The organism is Geodermatophilus sp. FMUSA9-8 (assembly GCF_037034165.1).
Lineage (GTDB): Bacteria > Actinomycetota > Actinomycetes > Mycobacteriales > Geodermatophilaceae > Geodermatophilus > Geodermatophilus nigrescens.
On sequence record NZ_JBAGKE010000004.1, the window covers coordinates 67,515 to 82,009 of the forward strand.

At 75.8% G+C, this 14,495-nt stretch carries 16 protein-coding genes; 5 read left to right on the forward strand and 11 right to left on the reverse strand.

Annotation, left to right across the window (positions count from 1 at the left end):
* Positions 1-24 precede the first annotated feature (24 nt).
* Complete coding sequence (locus tag WA616_RS10025; RefSeq protein ID WP_336029393.1) at positions 25-468, forward strand: pyridoxamine 5'-phosphate oxidase family protein; 444 nt, start codon at positions 25-27, stop codon at positions 466-468.
* Here WA616_RS10025 and WA616_RS10030 read toward each other — a convergent pair.
* A complete protein-coding gene (locus tag WA616_RS10030) occupies positions 459-1,373 on the reverse strand; it encodes a DMT family transporter (RefSeq protein WP_336029396.1) in 915 nt (304 codons plus the stop codon). The genes WA616_RS10025 and WA616_RS10030 overlap by 10 nt on opposite strands.
* A 113-nt stretch (positions 1,374-1,486) precedes the next feature.
* Positions 1,487-2,239: an SDR family oxidoreductase gene (locus tag WA616_RS10035; RefSeq protein WP_336029398.1), complete on the reverse strand. Its 753-nt coding sequence runs from the start codon at positions 2,237-2,239 to the stop codon at positions 1,487-1,489.
* 89 nt (positions 2,240-2,328) lie between these two features.
* Here WA616_RS10035 and WA616_RS10040 point away from each other — a divergent pair, with 89 nt between their 5' ends.
* Positions 2,329-3,915, forward strand: a complete 1,587-nt coding sequence (locus WA616_RS10040; protein ID WP_336029401.1) for a UDP-N-acetylglucosamine 1-carboxyvinyltransferase — start codon at positions 2,329-2,331, stop codon at positions 3,913-3,915.
* A 69-nt stretch (positions 3,916-3,984) separates the two neighbouring features.
* Here the strand turns inward: WA616_RS10040 and WA616_RS10045 are convergent, their stop codons facing one another.
* From WA616_RS10045 to WA616_RS10055, 3 genes are all read right to left on the reverse strand, one after another.
* A complete protein-coding gene (locus WA616_RS10045; RefSeq protein ID WP_336029403.1) occupies positions 3,985-4,743 on the reverse strand; it encodes an SDR family NAD(P)-dependent oxidoreductase in 759 nt (252 codons plus the stop codon).
* Positions 4,744-4,835: 92 nt separating this feature from the next.
* Positions 4,836-5,579, reverse strand: coding sequence for a DUF5995 family protein (locus WA616_RS10050; RefSeq protein ID WP_083629007.1), 744 nt, complete (start codon positions 5,577-5,579; stop codon positions 4,836-4,838).
* 64 nt (positions 5,580-5,643) lie between these two features.
* The gene (locus WA616_RS10055) at positions 5,644-6,216 is read right to left on the reverse strand and encodes a TetR/AcrR family transcriptional regulator (RefSeq protein WP_336029407.1); all 573 of its coding nucleotides are present in this window, start codon (positions 6,214-6,216) and stop codon (positions 5,644-5,646) included.
* An 84-nt stretch (positions 6,217-6,300) separates the two neighbouring features.
* Here WA616_RS10055 and WA616_RS10060 point away from each other — a divergent pair, with 84 nt between their 5' ends.
* Positions 6,301-7,188 carry an SDR family NAD(P)-dependent oxidoreductase gene (locus WA616_RS10060; RefSeq protein ID WP_336029410.1) on the forward strand — a complete coding sequence of 296 codons (888 nt, stop codon included), beginning with the start codon at positions 6,301-6,303 and terminating at the stop codon, positions 7,186-7,188.
* On the opposite strand, the gene WA616_RS10065 is transcribed toward WA616_RS10060, so the two are convergent.
* Entirely contained in the window at positions 7,170-9,107 is a 1,938-nt protein-coding gene (locus WA616_RS10065; protein ID WP_336029413.1) for a PucR family transcriptional regulator, read from the reverse strand. The two genes, WA616_RS10060 and WA616_RS10065, sit on opposite strands and share 19 nt — an antisense overlap.
* A 240-nt stretch (positions 9,108-9,347) precedes the next feature.
* Between WA616_RS10065 and WA616_RS10070 the strand changes: the two genes are divergently transcribed.
* Positions 9,348-10,352: a DUF2877 domain-containing protein gene (locus tag WA616_RS10070; protein ID WP_336029415.1), complete on the forward strand. Its 1,005-nt coding sequence runs from the start codon at positions 9,348-9,350 to the stop codon at positions 10,350-10,352.
* A 146-nt stretch (positions 10,353-10,498) separates the two neighbouring features.
* Positions 10,499-10,792 carry a DUF4287 domain-containing protein gene (locus WA616_RS10075; RefSeq protein ID WP_336029418.1) on the forward strand — a complete coding sequence of 98 codons (294 nt, stop codon included), beginning with the start codon at positions 10,499-10,501 and terminating at the stop codon, positions 10,790-10,792.
* 13 nt (positions 10,793-10,805) lie between these two features.
* Here WA616_RS10075 and hisG read toward each other — a convergent pair whose 3' ends face one another.
* From hisG to WA616_RS10100, 5 genes are all read right to left on the reverse strand, one after another.
* Positions 10,806-11,672, reverse strand: a complete 867-nt coding sequence (gene hisG / locus WA616_RS10080) for an ATP phosphoribosyltransferase (protein ID WP_336029422.1) — start codon at positions 11,670-11,672, stop codon at positions 10,806-10,808.
* A gap of 92 nt (positions 11,673-11,764) precedes the next feature.
* Positions 11,765-12,028 carry a phosphoribosyl-ATP diphosphatase gene (locus tag WA616_RS10085; protein WP_073422523.1) on the reverse strand — a complete coding sequence of 88 codons (264 nt, stop codon included), beginning with the start codon at positions 12,026-12,028 and terminating at the stop codon, positions 11,765-11,767.
* Complete coding sequence (ribH, locus tag WA616_RS10090) at positions 12,025-12,549, reverse strand: 6,7-dimethyl-8-ribityllumazine synthase (protein WP_336029425.1); 525 nt, start codon at positions 12,547-12,549, stop codon at positions 12,025-12,027. Before ribH ends, WA616_RS10085 begins: the two co-directional genes overlap by 4 nt.
* Complete coding sequence (locus WA616_RS10095) at positions 12,546-13,874, reverse strand: bifunctional 3,4-dihydroxy-2-butanone-4-phosphate synthase/GTP cyclohydrolase II (protein ID WP_336029429.1); 1,329 nt, start codon at positions 13,872-13,874, stop codon at positions 12,546-12,548. The genes ribH and WA616_RS10095 overlap by 4 nt, the downstream gene beginning before the upstream one ends.
* Entirely contained in the window at positions 13,871-14,494 is a 624-nt protein-coding gene (locus tag WA616_RS10100) for a riboflavin synthase (RefSeq protein ID WP_336029431.1), read from the reverse strand. The genes WA616_RS10095 and WA616_RS10100 overlap by 4 nt, the downstream gene beginning before the upstream one ends.
* Between the last annotated feature and the right edge of the window lies 1 nt (position 14,495).

Below are 14,495 nucleotides of genomic sequence, written 5' to 3' on the forward strand. Positions count from 1 at the left end.
CCGCGCGACCGCGAGGATGAGGCCGTGAGCGCCTCGATGCAGGAGATCCCCGCCGACGAGTGCCACCGGCTGCTGGCCGGCCAGGAGATCGGCCGGCTCGCCCTCAACGCCGAGCGGCACCCGCTGGTCTTCCCGGTGAACTACGCCATGGACGGCACGACCGTGGTCATCCGCACCGCGCCGGGCACCAAGCTCGCCGCAGCCGACCACGCCAACGTCACCTTCGAGGTCGACGAGATCGACCGCCGCACCCGCAGCGGCTGGAGCGTGGTGGTGCACGCCGTGGCCGAGGAGGTCGGCCCCGGCCACCGGGACGAGCTCGTCGCCCGCACCGAGGCCACCGGCCTGCAGCCGTGGGCGCCGGGCGAGCACGGGCACTGGCTGCGGTTGATCCCCACGGCGGTGACCGGCCGCCGGATCGTGCCCGGGGAGCTGCCCCCGGCCGTGGACCCGCGCGCCTACCTCTGAGCCGGCGCGGGCACCGGCGCCGCCGCGCGCGCCGGGGCCCGCCGCCGCGACACCGCCACCCCGGCCAGGCACACCACGCCGCCGACCACGGCCAGCGCCGCCGGCACCTCGTCGAGCAGCAGCCAGGACAGGAGCACCACCAGCGGCGGCACCAGGTAGGTGGTCACGCCCAGCCGGCCCGCGGGCATGCGGGCGAGCGCGTAGGCCCACGTGCTGAACGCCAGCGCCGTCGGCACCACGCCGAGGTAGACCGTCCCGAGCACCGACGACGCCGGCGCCGCGGCCACCTCGGCCGCCAGCACGCCGGCCCACGGCAGGCAGCACGCCGCGCCGATCGCGCACGCCGTCGCCGTCACCTGCAGGCCCGGCAGCCGGCGCAGCAGCGGCTTCTGCGCCACCACGCCGGCGGCGTAGGTCACCGCCGCGACCAGGCACAGCAGCACGCCGAGCAGGTCGCCGCCGGACCCGCGCCCGGCGATCCCGATCAGCAGCACCCCGGCGAAGGCGACGGCGAGCCCGGCCACCAGCCAGCGCGGGAAGCCCTCGCCCAGCCAGACCCCGGCCAGCACGGCGATGAGGATCGGCCCGATGTTGACCAGCATCGCCGTCGTCCCGGCGTCGAGGTGCCGCTCGGCGGCGTTGAGCGCGACGTTGTAGACGCCGAACCAGCCCACCCCGCAGACGGCGAGCAGGCCCCACTCCCGCCGCGTCGGCGCCACCCAGCCGCGGCCGAGGGACAGCAGCCCGAGCACCGCCGTCCCGACCAGGAGCCGGCCCAGCGCCAACGCCCCGGGCGAGAGGTCCTCGCCGACCGCCCGGATGCCGATGAACGCCGACGCCCAGGCCAGGACGGTGACGGCGACGGCGGACAGGACGGGCAGCGAGGCGGCGCGGGCGGGGTGCACGGGCGGACCCTAGGCGGGCCCGGGGACGCCCCGCTGGCGGTTTCCCGACGCGGCACCGGGCCTGGCAGCCGCGCTGCGGAGAACGGCAGCGGAGGTGCGCCCGGGCGCCGTGGTCAGACCCCGCGCAGGTGCTCGCCGTACGTCCGCCGCCCGCGCGCGGCCCGGGCACCGGGCAGCACGCCGCCCTCCCGGAACGCCGCCGACAGCTTCCCCGGCAGCGGCGTCGACACCACCCGGACGTTCGGCTCGTGGGCGGCGGTCCACGCCCGGGCGAGGTCGCCGGCCGAGAGGTCCTCGGGCCCGCCGAACTCCACGACGTCGCCGGTCGGCTGCCCGCCCACCACCTCGGTGAGGAACCCGGCCGCCTCCCCGACGTCGACCGGCGCGGCGCTCCAGCCCATCGGCACGACGAGCACCGGCCCGCGCCGGGCGGTGGACAGCATCTCGTCGACGAAGTGGTGGTACTGGGTGATCCGCACGAGCGTCACCGGCAGCCCGGAGGCCAGCAGCACCTGCTCGGCGGAGAACTTGGCGCGGTAGTAGTTCCAGGGCACCCGGTCCACGCCGACGATCGACACGTACACCAGGTGCCGCAGCCGGTCGCGGTCGAGCGCCTGCACCAGCCGTCGGGTGCCCGCGACGTCGACCTCCCAGGGGTTGCCCCGCGGGTCGCTGGCGGCGTGCACCACCACCTCGGCGCCGCGGACCGCCTGCGCGAGGTCGCGGCCGGTGGCGAGGTCGCCCCGCACCCCACCCGGGCCCGCCCCGCGCCGCGACATCTGCCGCACGTCGTGACCCGCCGCCTGCAGGGCGGGCACCAACCTCCGGCCGAGCGGGCCGCTGCCTCCGGTGACGAGGACCTCCATGGCGACAGTCTGCCGAACGGGACGGGCGGACCGGTCCCTCTCGGCGTGGCGCGCGGCCCCATCTCATGTACGAGATAGCGTGGCCCCCCGTGACCGCGACCGAGATCCCGGCCGAGACGACGGCCCCCTCGCCCGCCCCCTCCCCCCTCGGCACGGCCGCCAGCGCCGCCCGGATCGGCGCGCTGGTGCGCGACGCCCGGCGCCACCGGGGCCTCACCCAGCAGCTGCTGGCCGAGCGCCTGGCCACCAGCCAGAGCGCCGTGGCCCGCATCGAGCAGGGCGGCCAGAACCTGACGCTGGAGCTGCTCGGGCGCCTGTCGGAGGCGCTGGACAGCGAGCTCATCAGCGTCGGCCCGGCCGGCCCCACGCACCTGCGCGTCACCGGCGGCACGCCGCTGCGCGGCAGCGTCACGGTGAAGTCGTCGAAGAACGCCGCCGTCGCCCTGCTGTGCGCCGCGCTGCTCAACCGCGGCCGCACGACGCTGCGCAACGTCGCCCGGATCGTCGAGGTCGACCGGATCCTCGACGTGCTGCGGTCCATCGGCGTCTCCGCCACCTGGGACGGGGCCGGCCGCGACCTGACCCTCGTCGTCCCCGACGAGCTCGACCTCGCGGGCATCGACGCCGACGCCGCCCGCCGCACCCGCAGCATCATCATGTTCCTCGGCCCGCTGCTGCACCGGGCCCGCACGTTCCGGCTCCCCTACGCCGGCGGCTGCGACCTCGGCACCCGCACCGTCGAGCCGCACATGATCGCGCTGCGGCCGTTCGGTCTCGACGTCGAGGCGCACGCCGGCGAGTACCACGCGACCGTCGACCCGCGGGCCACCGAGCGGCGCACCATCGTGCTGACCGAGCGCGGGGACACCGTCACCGAGAACGCGCTGCTGGCCGCCGCCCGCACCGAGGGCACCACGGTCATCCGCAACGCCAGCTCCAACTACATGGTCCAGGACCTGTGCCTGTACCTGCAGCTGCTCGGCGTGGGCGTCGGGGGCCTCGGGACGACGACGCTCACCGTGACCGGCCGCGCCGTCCTCGACGCCGACGTCGACTACACGATCAGCGAGGACCCGGTCGAGGCGATGAGCCTGCTGACGGCGGGCATCGTGACCAACTCGGAGCTCACCGTGCGCCGCGCGCCGGTGGAGTTCCTGGAGATCGAGCTCGCGGTGCTGGCCGAGATGGGGCTGCGGTTCGAGCGCTCGCCGGAGTACCTGGCCGACAACGGGCACACCCGGCTGGCCGACGTCACGATCCACCCGTCGCAGCTCAAGGCCCCGATCGACAAGATCCACCCGATGCCGTTCCCGGGCCTCAACATCGACAACCTGCCGTTCTTCGCCGTCATCGCGGCGTCGGCGACCGGGTCGACGCTGATCCACGACTGGGTCTACGACAACCGGGCGATCCACCTGTCGGACCTGACCCGTCTGGGCGCCGACGTCCGGCTCATGGACCCGCACCGGGTGCTGGTGACCGGCCCGACCCGCTGGCGCAGCGCGGAGGTCGTGTGCCCGCCGGCGCTGCGGCCCGCGGTGTGCATCCTGCTGGCGATGCTGGCCTCGCGCGGCACGTCGGTGCTGCGCAACGTCGACATCATCGCCCGCGGCTACGAGCACCTCTACGAGCGCCTGGTCGAGATGGGCGCCTCGATCGAGGTCTTCTCCGACTGATGCGGCATAGGAAGCTATCCGCACGTCCTGGCGCCTCTGACGTGCGGATAGCTTCCAATGCCCGTCCCGTCACCTCTCCTGGGCGGTGGGGCGGACCAGCACCTCGTTGACCGCCACGTGCGGCGGCTGGCTCACCACGTAGGCGATCGCGCGGGCGACGTCCTCGGCCTGCAGCGGCGTCATCTCCGCGGCCATGCGCTGGGACGCGGCCTTCGCCTCGGGCTGGGTGATGTGGTCGGTGAGCTCGGTGGCCACCGCACCCGGCTCGACCAGCGAGATCCGCACGCCGCGGGTGGTCACCTCCTGGCGCAGCGACTCGCTGAACGCGTTCACCGCCCACTTGCTGGCGTTGTAGACGCCGGCGCCCTTGCGGGCGGTGCGCCCGGCGACGCTCGAGATGTTCACGACGTCGCCCGAGCCCTGCTCGACCATGCCGTCGATCGCCGCGTGCGTCATGTACATGAGGCCGAGGACGTTGGTGGACAGCATCCGCCGCCAGTCCTCGACGTCGGCGCCGACGATCGTGCCGAGCAGCATGACGCCGGCGTTGTTGACCAGGACGTCGAGCCCGCCGAGCTCCTCGCGGGTCCGGGCGACGGCCGCCCGGCAGGACGCCTCGTCGGTGACGTCCAGGTCGAGGGTCAGCACGCGGGCACCGCTGTCGCGCAGCCGGCCCGCCAGCGCCTCGAGCCGGTCGGCGCGGCGGGCGCCGACCGCCACGGCCGCGCCCGCATCAGCCAGCGCGACGGCGGTGGCCTCCCCGATCCCCGACGACGCCCCGGTCACCAGGGCCACCTTCCCGGTCAGCGGCCGGCCGGTCTCGCTCATGCGGTGCTCCTCCCGCGCCGCCCGGTGCGGCACCCCGGACAGCCTGCGCCCGGAGCGCCGATCCGGCAGCGCGGGCGGGACCTCGGGGGTGGTCAGGCCGGGGGCAGGACGACGCCGAAGCCGCGCACGGCCAGCCGCAGCAGCACCGGCCCGCCCCGCCGCAGGTCGGCCACGCGCGCCGCGGCCGCGGACTCCAGCTGCGCCACCCGCCGGGCGTAGGCGTCCGGGCCCGCCGTCCGCGCGGCGTGCAGCGCCGCGGTGTTGGCCCACACCTTCCGCCGGGACTCGCGCAGCAGCACCCGCGCGGCCCGCCGGTTCGCCCCGGCCATCACCCGGTCGACGACGGTCCGCCGCGACCCCGCCGCCTGCAGCGCCCGGTCCTCGCTGGCCACGCGCGCGGCGAGCACCTCGTCGATCCGCTCGTGGTCGCGGGCGCGGGCGGCCAGCACGGCGGGGTCGGCGAAGTCGGCCGGGCCGATGACCCGCACCAGGGACTGCGGCAGGTCGAAGTTGATGTGCGCGTTCATCCCGAGCAGCACGTGCCCCTCGGGCCGGGTGGCCGGGTCGGCGCCGAACGCCTCCCGCCAGGGCGCGGGCGGTGACGCCGGGTCGCGGCGGTGCGCCTCGAGGGCGTCGAGGTAGCACCCGGCGAAGTCGACGTCCCAGTCGGTCACCCAGCCGGCGTCCTCGAACAGCCCGTCGTCGATGGCGGCGCCCACCGCCTGCGTGGTGCGCAGGTAGGTGCCGAGGAAGAAGCGCGCCGGGTCGCCGGCCGCCTCCAGCCCGTCGAGCAGGCGCTGCATGCGGGCGACGAGCTCGTCCACCGGCGCGGTCACCCCCGCGATGCTGCCGGTCGGGCGCCGCCGGCGCAGCCCGGTCGCGGCGGCACGCCGGCGCGGCTCAGCTCTCCAGCGCCGCCGGCAGCCGGTCGAGCGTGGCGGTCACCAGGGCGGGCAGGTCGCCGGCGTCGCCGCCCAGCCAGCCGGCCTGGGCCACCTCGAAGCAGGCGACGACGAGCTTGGCGAGCAGCAGCGCGTCCTCGCCGGGCACGCCGCGGTCGCGCAGCCCCTCGGCCAGCGACGCCTCCCAGCGGCGCAGCTTCCCCGCGGCGCGCAGGTGCAGCGCCGGGACGGCGGCCACGACCTCCTCGCGCTGCACCATGAGGTCGCGCAGCGGCGCGAGCTCCCCGGCCATCCGGACGGCGGCCCAGCTCACCGCCGGCCACGGCCGCAGGTCCGCGGGGGCCTCCGCGACGGCCGCCCGCGCGGTGGCCAGCAGCTCGTCCTCCAGGGCGAACAGCAGGTCCTCCTTGTCGGAGAACAGCCGGAACAGCGTGCTGCGCGAGACGTCGGCGGCCGCGGCCACCTCCTCGGTGCTCGTGGCGTACCCCCGCGCGGCGAACAGCTCGACGGCGCGGCGGGTCACCTCGACGCGGGTCCTCCGGCGGCGGCGCTGCGCGGCGGTCCCGGTCACGGGGTCATCTTGACACGACGTCGCCGTCTGACACAGAGTCTCATATCGGGACGACGTCCCGCCCTCTCGACCGAGGGAGCTCCCATGGGCACGACCCGCACCGCACTCGTCACCGGCGCCACCTCCGGCCTGGGCCTGGCCACCGTCCGGCGCCTGGCCGCCACCCCCGGCTGGCGGGTCGTCCTCGCCGTCCGAGATCTCCAGCGTGGCCGGGCGCTCGCCGGCGCGCTCGGCCCGGACACCGGCCTGGTCGCCCTCGACCTCGCCTCGCTGGCGTCGGTCCGGGAGGCCGCGGCCGCGGTCGCCGGGCAGGAGCCGCCGGTCGACGTCCTGGTGCTCAACGCCGGCCTGCAGGTCACCCGCTCCGACGTCGCCTCCGCCGACGGCCACGAGCTCACCTTCGCCGTCAACCACCTCGGCAACTACCTGTTGACCCGGCTGCTGCTGCCGCACCTGGCGCCCGGCGGCCGCGTCGTCACGGTGGGCAGCGGCACGCACTTCGGCACGCTGCGCAAGTCCGGCCCGTACCCGCGCCCGCGCTGGGAGGACCCGCGGGTGCTCGCCACACCCCGCGAGGGATCGGGCCAGCGGGCCTACGCGACGTCGAAGCTCGCCACCGTCTACCTCTCCCGCGAGCTGGCCCGGCGCACCCCGGGGATCGACGTCGTCACGTTCGCCCCGGGCCTGCTGCCGGCCACCGGCCTGGCCCGCGACTACTCCCCCCGCGCGCAGGCCCTCTACCGCCGGCTCACCCCGCTGCTCGAGCGGCTGCCGGGCGCGCAGACCGTCGAGCGGGCCGCCGGCCAGCTCGCCGACGTGGTGACCGGCCCCGACGGCACCCCCGGCCGCTACGTCGAGCGCGGCGTGGAGGCGCCGTCGTCGCCGGAGAGCCTCGACCCGCGGCGGGCGCGGGAGCTGTGGGACGTCAGCGCCGACCTCGTGGGCCTGCCGGCTCAGATCAGCGCGTCGTAGCCGTCGTCGGGCGGGAGCAGCCCGGAGTCGACCGGCGGCCGGTGCGGCTGGTCCAGCCCCCGCATCCGCGCGGCGTGCAGCGCGAGCAGCAGGTTCAGCCGCAGCGTCGGGTCGGTCGTGAAGGGCCCGAGCAGCCGCTCCAGCTTGCCGATCCGGTAGCGCATCGTGTTGTAGTGGAAGTGCAGGCGGCGGGCGGACTCGGCGACGTTGAGGTTGGTCTCCAGCAGCACCCGCAGCGTCTCGCGCAGGTCGGCGGAGTCCGGGTCGGAGGCGTCGGCCAGCGTGCCGAGCACCTCGTCGACGTAGGACCGCAGCTCGGTCGAGTCGGGGATCAGCGACAGCAGCCGGAAGACGCCGAGCTGGTCGAAGTGGGTGACCGTCGCCGGGCCGTGGATCTCCTGCCCGACGCCGAGCGCCCGCTGCGCCTGCTGGTGCGCCTCGCCGAGCGCCGAGATCGACTCCGCGGGCCGGCCGATGCCGGTGGCCAGCACCCGCCCGACCCGGCGCACGCGGGCGTTCACCCGGCTGGTGACGGCGGTGACCAGCGCGGTGATCTCCTCCGGCGTCCGCCCGTCCAGGGGCAGCACGGTGACGATCTCCGACGACAGGCCCGCGACCGCGGCGCCGGTCACCTCGGTCTCCAGCGCGGCGCGCCAGCCGTCGGCGAGCCGGTCGAGGACGTCGAGGGCGCGGGTGGGGTCCGCCTGCGGGTCGGCGGCGGTCTCGGTGGCCGTCACCAGGACGACGACCGGCCCGTCGAGCCGCCAGCCGAACGACCGGGTCTGCGCCAGCGCCCGCTCGGTGTGCCGCAGGGACCCGGCGACCAGCCGGCGCACCAGGTCGCCCTGGAAGCGCAGCTCGACCGAGTGCACGGCCTGCTGCCGGATGACCGACAGCGCCGAGACGACGGCGGCCCGCTCCAGCACACCGCCGGCGCCGACCACCATCTGCCCGCTGCGGTGCACGGCGACCAGCCAGCCGTGGCGCTGCTCGCCGGCCATGATCGGCGCGACGGCGTACTCCCCCACCCCGCCGGGCAGCTCGTGGTGGCCCGGGACGAGCAGGATGCCGTCGGCCGGGGAGAGGTCGGCGTCGGCCAGCACGTCGGCCGGGGTGACGACGGTCTGGTCGGCCCGGACGTTCGACAGCCGGTTGGCCGGCGCCATCATGGCCAGCTCGTCCTCGGCCTCGGCGTCGAGCAGCCACAGCCAGTCGCTGATCTCGGCGACGTCCTCCGGCGGGCCGGCGGAGGTGACGATCTCGCGGTCGGGGCCCAGCCCGAGCACCGCGGCGCCCTCGAGGTAGGTGGCCAGCCGGTCGGTGACCTCGGCGAGGCCGCCGCCGCTCAGGGCGACGTCGATGAACTGGTCGTGCATGCGCGCCGAGAGGGTGAGCGCCTCCCCCTGCTTGCGGACGACGGCGCCGAGCACCTCCGACACCGCCTCGTCCATGCGCACGGTCGGCGGCAGCGCGAGCACGGGCAGGCCGCGCCGCTCGGCCTCGGTGAGCACCTCGGCGGGCACGGCGGCCGCGCCCTCGGTGCGGCGGTAGGCGAGCGCGGCGGTGCCGAGCTGGTCGAGCCTGTCGACCAGGGCCCGGGCGTCGGCGGCGTCAGCCGGGGGCAGCCGGGCACCCAGGACGACGACGACGTCGGGGCCGGCGGTGGCCAGCGGTCGCGCGGGGTCGTCGACGACCATGTGCCGGACGACGCGGTCCAGGCCGGAGCGCCCGGCCACCACCTCGACGCCGGACAGGCGCGGCAGCCGCAGCGCCTCGTCCACGCGCAGGCCGACCCGGTCCCGCCACTCGTCGCGCGCCGGCACCGCACGCCCGGCACCGGCCGACTGCCACCCGCGGTGGAACGGCAGGGGTGCCGTGGGGTACGACCCCGAGGTCATCGAGACCTCACTGTGCGTCACGACTCGCCCTCCTCGTCGGCCTAACCCATTCTCGAGTTGCAGGAACCTGGCAGGTGTGCCTGGACGGCCACCCCCATTCTTGGCCACATTCGCCATACGAGGACGTGCGACGCGCCGCTTAGCTTCGAGACGCGGTCGGTTCCCGTCCGCTGGATGGTAGGCGGTCACCGCACCCGGTGCCCTCCTCCCCTCCCAGCGGGAGGGCCGGCCGGACGGGGGCTCGAGCGGAGGGTCACCCGGATGTCCCGATGGGGAGAGGGCCAGCAGATGCGCACCATCGACCACACGACCACCACCGAGCGGGGGCGTGCGGCCCGCGCCGGCGTCCCCACCATCCCCCTGCCGCGCAGCTCCGCGCAGGAGACCGTACGCACCGCCGCGCCCGCCCGGACGGCGGGTGCCGTCCCGTCGTCGGCGAGCACCGGCATCGCCGACCTGCTCCGCGGCCCGGTGCGCCCGGCGCGGGTCCTCATGAGCGCCCCGGCGGCGGTGTACCTGCAGGTGCCCACCGACCGCGGCACCGACGTCGTCGGCGTGCTCACCAGCGACGCCGCCCGGCTCCCCCTGGGCTGCATCCTCTTCCGGCCGAGCAACGGCCGCCCGCTGGTCGCGCTGCCGAGCGGCGCTCCGGCCGAGGTCGGGGGCGGCCGGATCGTGGTCGGGGACCTCGTCGTGCGCGCCGCGGCCTGGTGGGACCCGCGGCCGCGGCTGCCCAGCCCGCGCCCGGCGCTGCTGCCCGAGGGCGTGCGCCAGCTGCGCACCACGCTCTACGGCGAGGGCGTGCCGCACAGCGCGTTCACGCTCCCCGGCCTGCCGGCCGGCCCGGGCGGGCCGCTCGCGGCGCTGCGCGGCGCGGTGCGCCGGGCCGACCTCGACGCCGCGCTGCGCACCGCCGTCCGGCTGATCGGCCTGGGCCCCGGCCTCACCCCGGCCGGTGACGACGTCATGGCCGGCACGATGGCCGGGCTGGTCCTGCTCGGGCACCCGGCCGCGGAACGGTTCGCCGCGGGCGTCTACTCGCTGGCCGCCGGCCGCACCACCGAGCTGTCGCGGGCGCTGCTGCGGCACGCCGCGGCCGGCCACGTCAGCGGCGAGTACGCCGCGGTGCTGCAGGGCCTGGTCGGCGAGCGCCCGCTGGGCCCGGCGGTCGAGGGCCTGCTGGCCACCGGCTCCACCAGCGGCCGCGCGATGGCGCTCGGGCTGTGCACCGCGATCGACCTGGTCGACCGCACCACCCGGCGCTGACCGCACCCCGGCACCAGGGAACCGCCGGCACCACCGCACGTCAGCGGCCCCCTCCCCCACCCGGGGAGGGGGCCGCTGCCGTGTACCGATGAGTCCGCCCGCCGCGGCCGGTCCATCCCCCCGACCCCCAGCAGAGGAGCACCGCGATGTCCTTCCAGGCCTACCTCGACGCGATCGAGGACAGGACCGGTCTCACCCCGCGCCAGCTGATCGCGCAGGCGCACGAGCGCGGCCTCGACGCGCCCGGCACGAAGGCCGGCGACGTCCTCTCCTGGCTCGCCCAGGAGCACGGCCTGGGCCGCGGGCACGGGATGGCGCTCGTCCACGTCCTGAAGAACGGGCCGAGGATCGACTCGAAGCACGTCGGCGGCACCGGCACGCACCGGGACGAGTCCGACACCCTCTGGCTGGACGGGAAGGCGACCCGGCCGACGGGGTGAGGCGGCCCCGCCGTCAGATGCGGCTGGCGTGGATGCTCGTGACGATGATCGCCCGGGCACCGAGCTCCCACAGCTCGTCCATGACCCGGTTGGTCTCGTGCTGGCGCACCATCGCGCGCACCGCGGACCAGCCCTCGGTCTGCAGCGGGCTCACCGTCGGGCCCTCGAGGCCGGGGGTGAGCGCGGTGGCCCTCGCCAGAAGCTCGTTCGGGCAGTCGTAGTCGAGCATCACGTACTGCCGGGCGACGAGGACACCGCGCAGCCGGCGGCGCAGCTGGGCGACCGCCGGGATCTCCTCGGCGCCCTCCCGGCGGACGAGGACCGCCTCGCTGGTGAGCACCGGCTCGCCGATGATGCGCAGCCCGGCCGCGCGCAGCGTCGTCCCGGTCTCGACGACGTCGCACACCGCGTCGGCCACCCCGAGCCGGCAGGCGGTCTCCACCGCGCCGTCGAGCTTGACCACGCTGGCCTTGACGTCGGACTCGGCGAGGAAGCGCTGCAGCAGCGTCGGGTAGGCGGTGGCGATCCGCTTGCCGGCGAGCTGCTCGACGGTGTCGATGCCGGACTCCACGGGGCTCGCGAACCGGAACGAGGACCGGCCGAAGCCCAGCGGCATGAGCTCGACGGCGGTCGGGCCCTCCCCCTCGGCGGGCGCGGTCTCCAGCAGCATGTCGCGGCCGGTGATGCCGACGTCGAGGGTGCCGGCGGCGACGTAGACGGCGATGTCGCGCGGGCGCAGGTAGAAGAACTCGGTGTCGCTGTCGGGGTCGTAGACCGCGAGGTCCTTCGTGCTGCGCCGCTGCCGGTAGCCGCTCTCGGCGAGCATCGCGGCCGCGGGCTCGCTGAGGACGCCCTTGTTGGGCACGGCGATGCGCAGCACTTCTGTGTCTCCTTCGGGAGCGGATGGAACGGCCCCCCGCGCAGGGTCCCGCGGCGTGCGGAGCGCGTCGTGGGGGCGCGAGGGTCGGTCGTCTAGAGGTGGGTGTAGACGTCGTCGAGGCTGAGCCCGCGGGCGAGCATGAGCACCTGCACGCGGTAGAGGAGCTGGCTGATCTCCTCCGCGGTCCGCTCCGGCCCCTCGTGCTCGGCGGCCATCCAGGACTCCGCCGCCTCCTCGACCACCTTCTTGCCGGCGGCGTGCACGCCGTCGCGGACGGCGGTCACGGTGCCCGAGGCGGGGTCCCCGGCGGCCACCTTCGCCGACAGCTCGGCGAACAGCGCGTCGAAGGTCTTCACGCGAGGCCCTGCCCGACCGGGGTGGCCTGGAAGCCGGTGGACCGCGGCGGGGTGCGCAGCTCGCGCAGGGTGAGCGCGGTCGACAGCGCGGCGACGCAGGCCTCCCAGCCCTTGTCCTCGGCGGAGCCGGGCAGGCCCGAGCGGTCGCGCGCCTGCTCCTCGGTGTCGCAGGTGAGCACGCCGTTGCCGACCGGGCGGCCGGCGTCGAGCGCCACCCGGGTGAGCCCCGCGGTGACGGCGTCGCAGACGTACTCGAAGTGCGGGGTGCCGCCGCGGATGACTACGCCGAGCGCGACGACGGCGTCGTGCCGCTCCGCCAGCGCCTGGGCGACGACGGGCAGCTCGACGGCGCCCGGCGCGCGGGCGACGGTCGGCTCGCCGATGCCGCTGGCGCGGGCCGCGGCGAGCGCGCGGTCAAGCAGCGCGTCGGTGATCTCGGCGTGCCAGGTGGTGGCGACGATGCCGAGCGTGAGCCCGGCGGCGTCGACGGCGCCCGCCTCGGGGCGGCCCTGTCCGCTCACAGTCGCTGCTCCTGCTGGTGGAGGGGCACGTCGGTGCCGGGCACGGTGGCCGGCTCGCCGCCCACGGGGAGGGGTACGTCAGCGGGGCCGGACTCGGTCTCGGGCTCGATGATGTCGAGCAGGTGGCCCATCCGGTCGCGCTTGGTGCGCAGGTAGGCCAGGTTCTCCGCGGTGACGTGGCTGGGCAGCGGGACGCGGCCGGTCACCTTGAGGCCGTAGCCCTCCAGGCCCGCGCGCTTGGCCGGGTTGTTGGTGAGCAGCCGCATGGTGTGCACGCCGAGGTCGACGAGTATCTGCGCGCCGGTGCCGTAGTCGCGGGCGTCGGCGGGCAGGCCGAGGTCGAGGTTGGCGTCGACGGTGTCCACGCCGGAGTCCTGCAGCTGGTAGGCCTGCAGCTTGTGCAGCAGGCCGATGCCCCGGCCCTCGTGCCCGCGGATGTAGAGCACGATGCCGCGGCCCTCCTGGGCGACGGCGGCCAGCGCCGCCTGCAGCTGCGGGCCGCAGTCGCAGCGCAGCGAGCCGAAGACGTCGCCGGTGAGGCACTCGGAGTGCACGCGGACCAGCACGTCCTCGCCGTCGGCGATGTCGCCGTAGACGAAGGCGACGTGCTCGCGCTCGTCGTAGGAGCTGCGGTAGCCGACGGCGGTGAAGGTGCCTGGCGCCAGCGGCACGGTGGCCTCCGCGACCCGCTCGACCAGCTTGTCGAAGCGCTTGCGGTAGGCGATGAGGTCGGCGATCGAGATGAGGCACAGGTCGTGCTCGTCGGCGAAGACGCGCAGCTCCTCGGCGCGGGCCATGCCGGTCGGATCCTTCTCGCTGACCAGCTCGCACAGCGTGCCCGAGGGGCGCAGCCCGGCGAGGACGGCGAGGTCGACGGCGGCCTCGGTGTGGCCCGGCCGGCGCAGCACACCGCCGTCCTTGGCGCGCAGCGGGACGATGTGGCCGGGGCGGGCGAGGTCGGCCGAGGAGGTCTCCGCGTCGGCGAGCAGCCGGATGGTGTGCGCCCGGTCGGCGGCCGAGATGCCGGTGGTGACGCCCTCGCGGGCGTCGACGGTGACGGTGTAGGCGGTGCCGCGGCGGTCCTGGTTGACCCGGAACATCGGCGGCAGGTCGAGCCGGTCGGCGTCGGCCTCGGTGACCGACACGCAGATGTAGCCCGAGGTGTAGCGGACCATGAACGCCACGAGCTCGGGCGTCGCGAGCTCGGAGGCGAAGATGAGGTCGCCCTCGTTCTCGCGGTCCTCGTCGTCGACGACGACGACCGCGCGGCCGTCCTTGACCGCCGCGATGGCGTCCTCGACGGAGTCCAGCCGGACGGCGCTCATCGGCGTGCTCCCAGCAGTCGTTCCACGTACTTGGCGATCACGTCGACCTCCAGGTTGACCGGGTCCCCCGGGGCGCGGCCGCCCAGCGTGGTCTCGCGGAGGGTGGCGGGGATGAGGCTGACCTCGAACCAGGGCTCGGGGTCGTCGGCGGCGCTGAGCGCGCTGACGGTGAGCGAGACGCCGTCGACGGTGATCGAGCCCTTCTCGACCACGTAGCGCGCGAGCTGCGGGGGCAGGGCGACGCGGACGACGTCCCAGTGCTCGCTCGGCGTGCGGGACACGACCGTGCCGACGCCGTCGACGTGGCCCTGCACGATGTGCCCGCCGAGGCGGGTGTGCGGGGCGACGGCGCGCTCGAGGTTGACCGGGTCGCCGTCGGTCAGCCGCCCGAGGCTGCTGCGGCGCAGCGTCTCGGCCATGACGTCGGTGGACCACACGGAGCTGCCGTCGGCGTCGGGCTCGACGCCGGTGACGGTGAGGCACACGCCGTTGACGGAGATCGAGTCGCCGAGGTGCACGTCCTCGAGCACGCGCCGCGCGCGGATGCGCAGCACGGCGGCGTCGGCGGACTCCTCGCGGGCGGCGAGCGAGCCGACCTCCTCGACGATGCCTGTGAACACC

Bases quoted from the DNA above. Each gene is read 5' to 3' on its own strand.
- WA616_RS10035 (WP_336029398.1), bottom strand. From the start codon at position 2,239: ATGGAGGTCCTCGTCACCGGAGGCAGCGGCCCGCTCGGCCGGAGGTTG.
- WA616_RS10045 (WP_336029403.1), bottom strand. From the start codon at position 4,743: ATGAGCGAGACCGGCCGGCCGCTGACCGGGAAGGTGGCCCTGGTGACC.
- WA616_RS10060 (WP_336029410.1), top strand. From the start codon at position 6,301: ATGGGCACGACCCGCACCGCACTCGTCACCGGCGCCACCTCCGGCCTG.
- WA616_RS10070 (WP_336029415.1), top strand. From the start codon at position 9,348: ATGTCCCGATGGGGAGAGGGCCAGCAGATGCGCACCATCGACCACACG.
- WA616_RS10075 (WP_336029418.1), top strand. From the start codon at position 10,499: ATGTCCTTCCAGGCCTACCTCGACGCGATCGAGGACAGGACCGGTCTC.
- WA616_RS10095 (WP_336029429.1), bottom strand. From the start codon at position 13,874: ATGAGCGCCGTCCGGCTGGACTCCGTCGAGGACGCCATCGCGGCGGTC.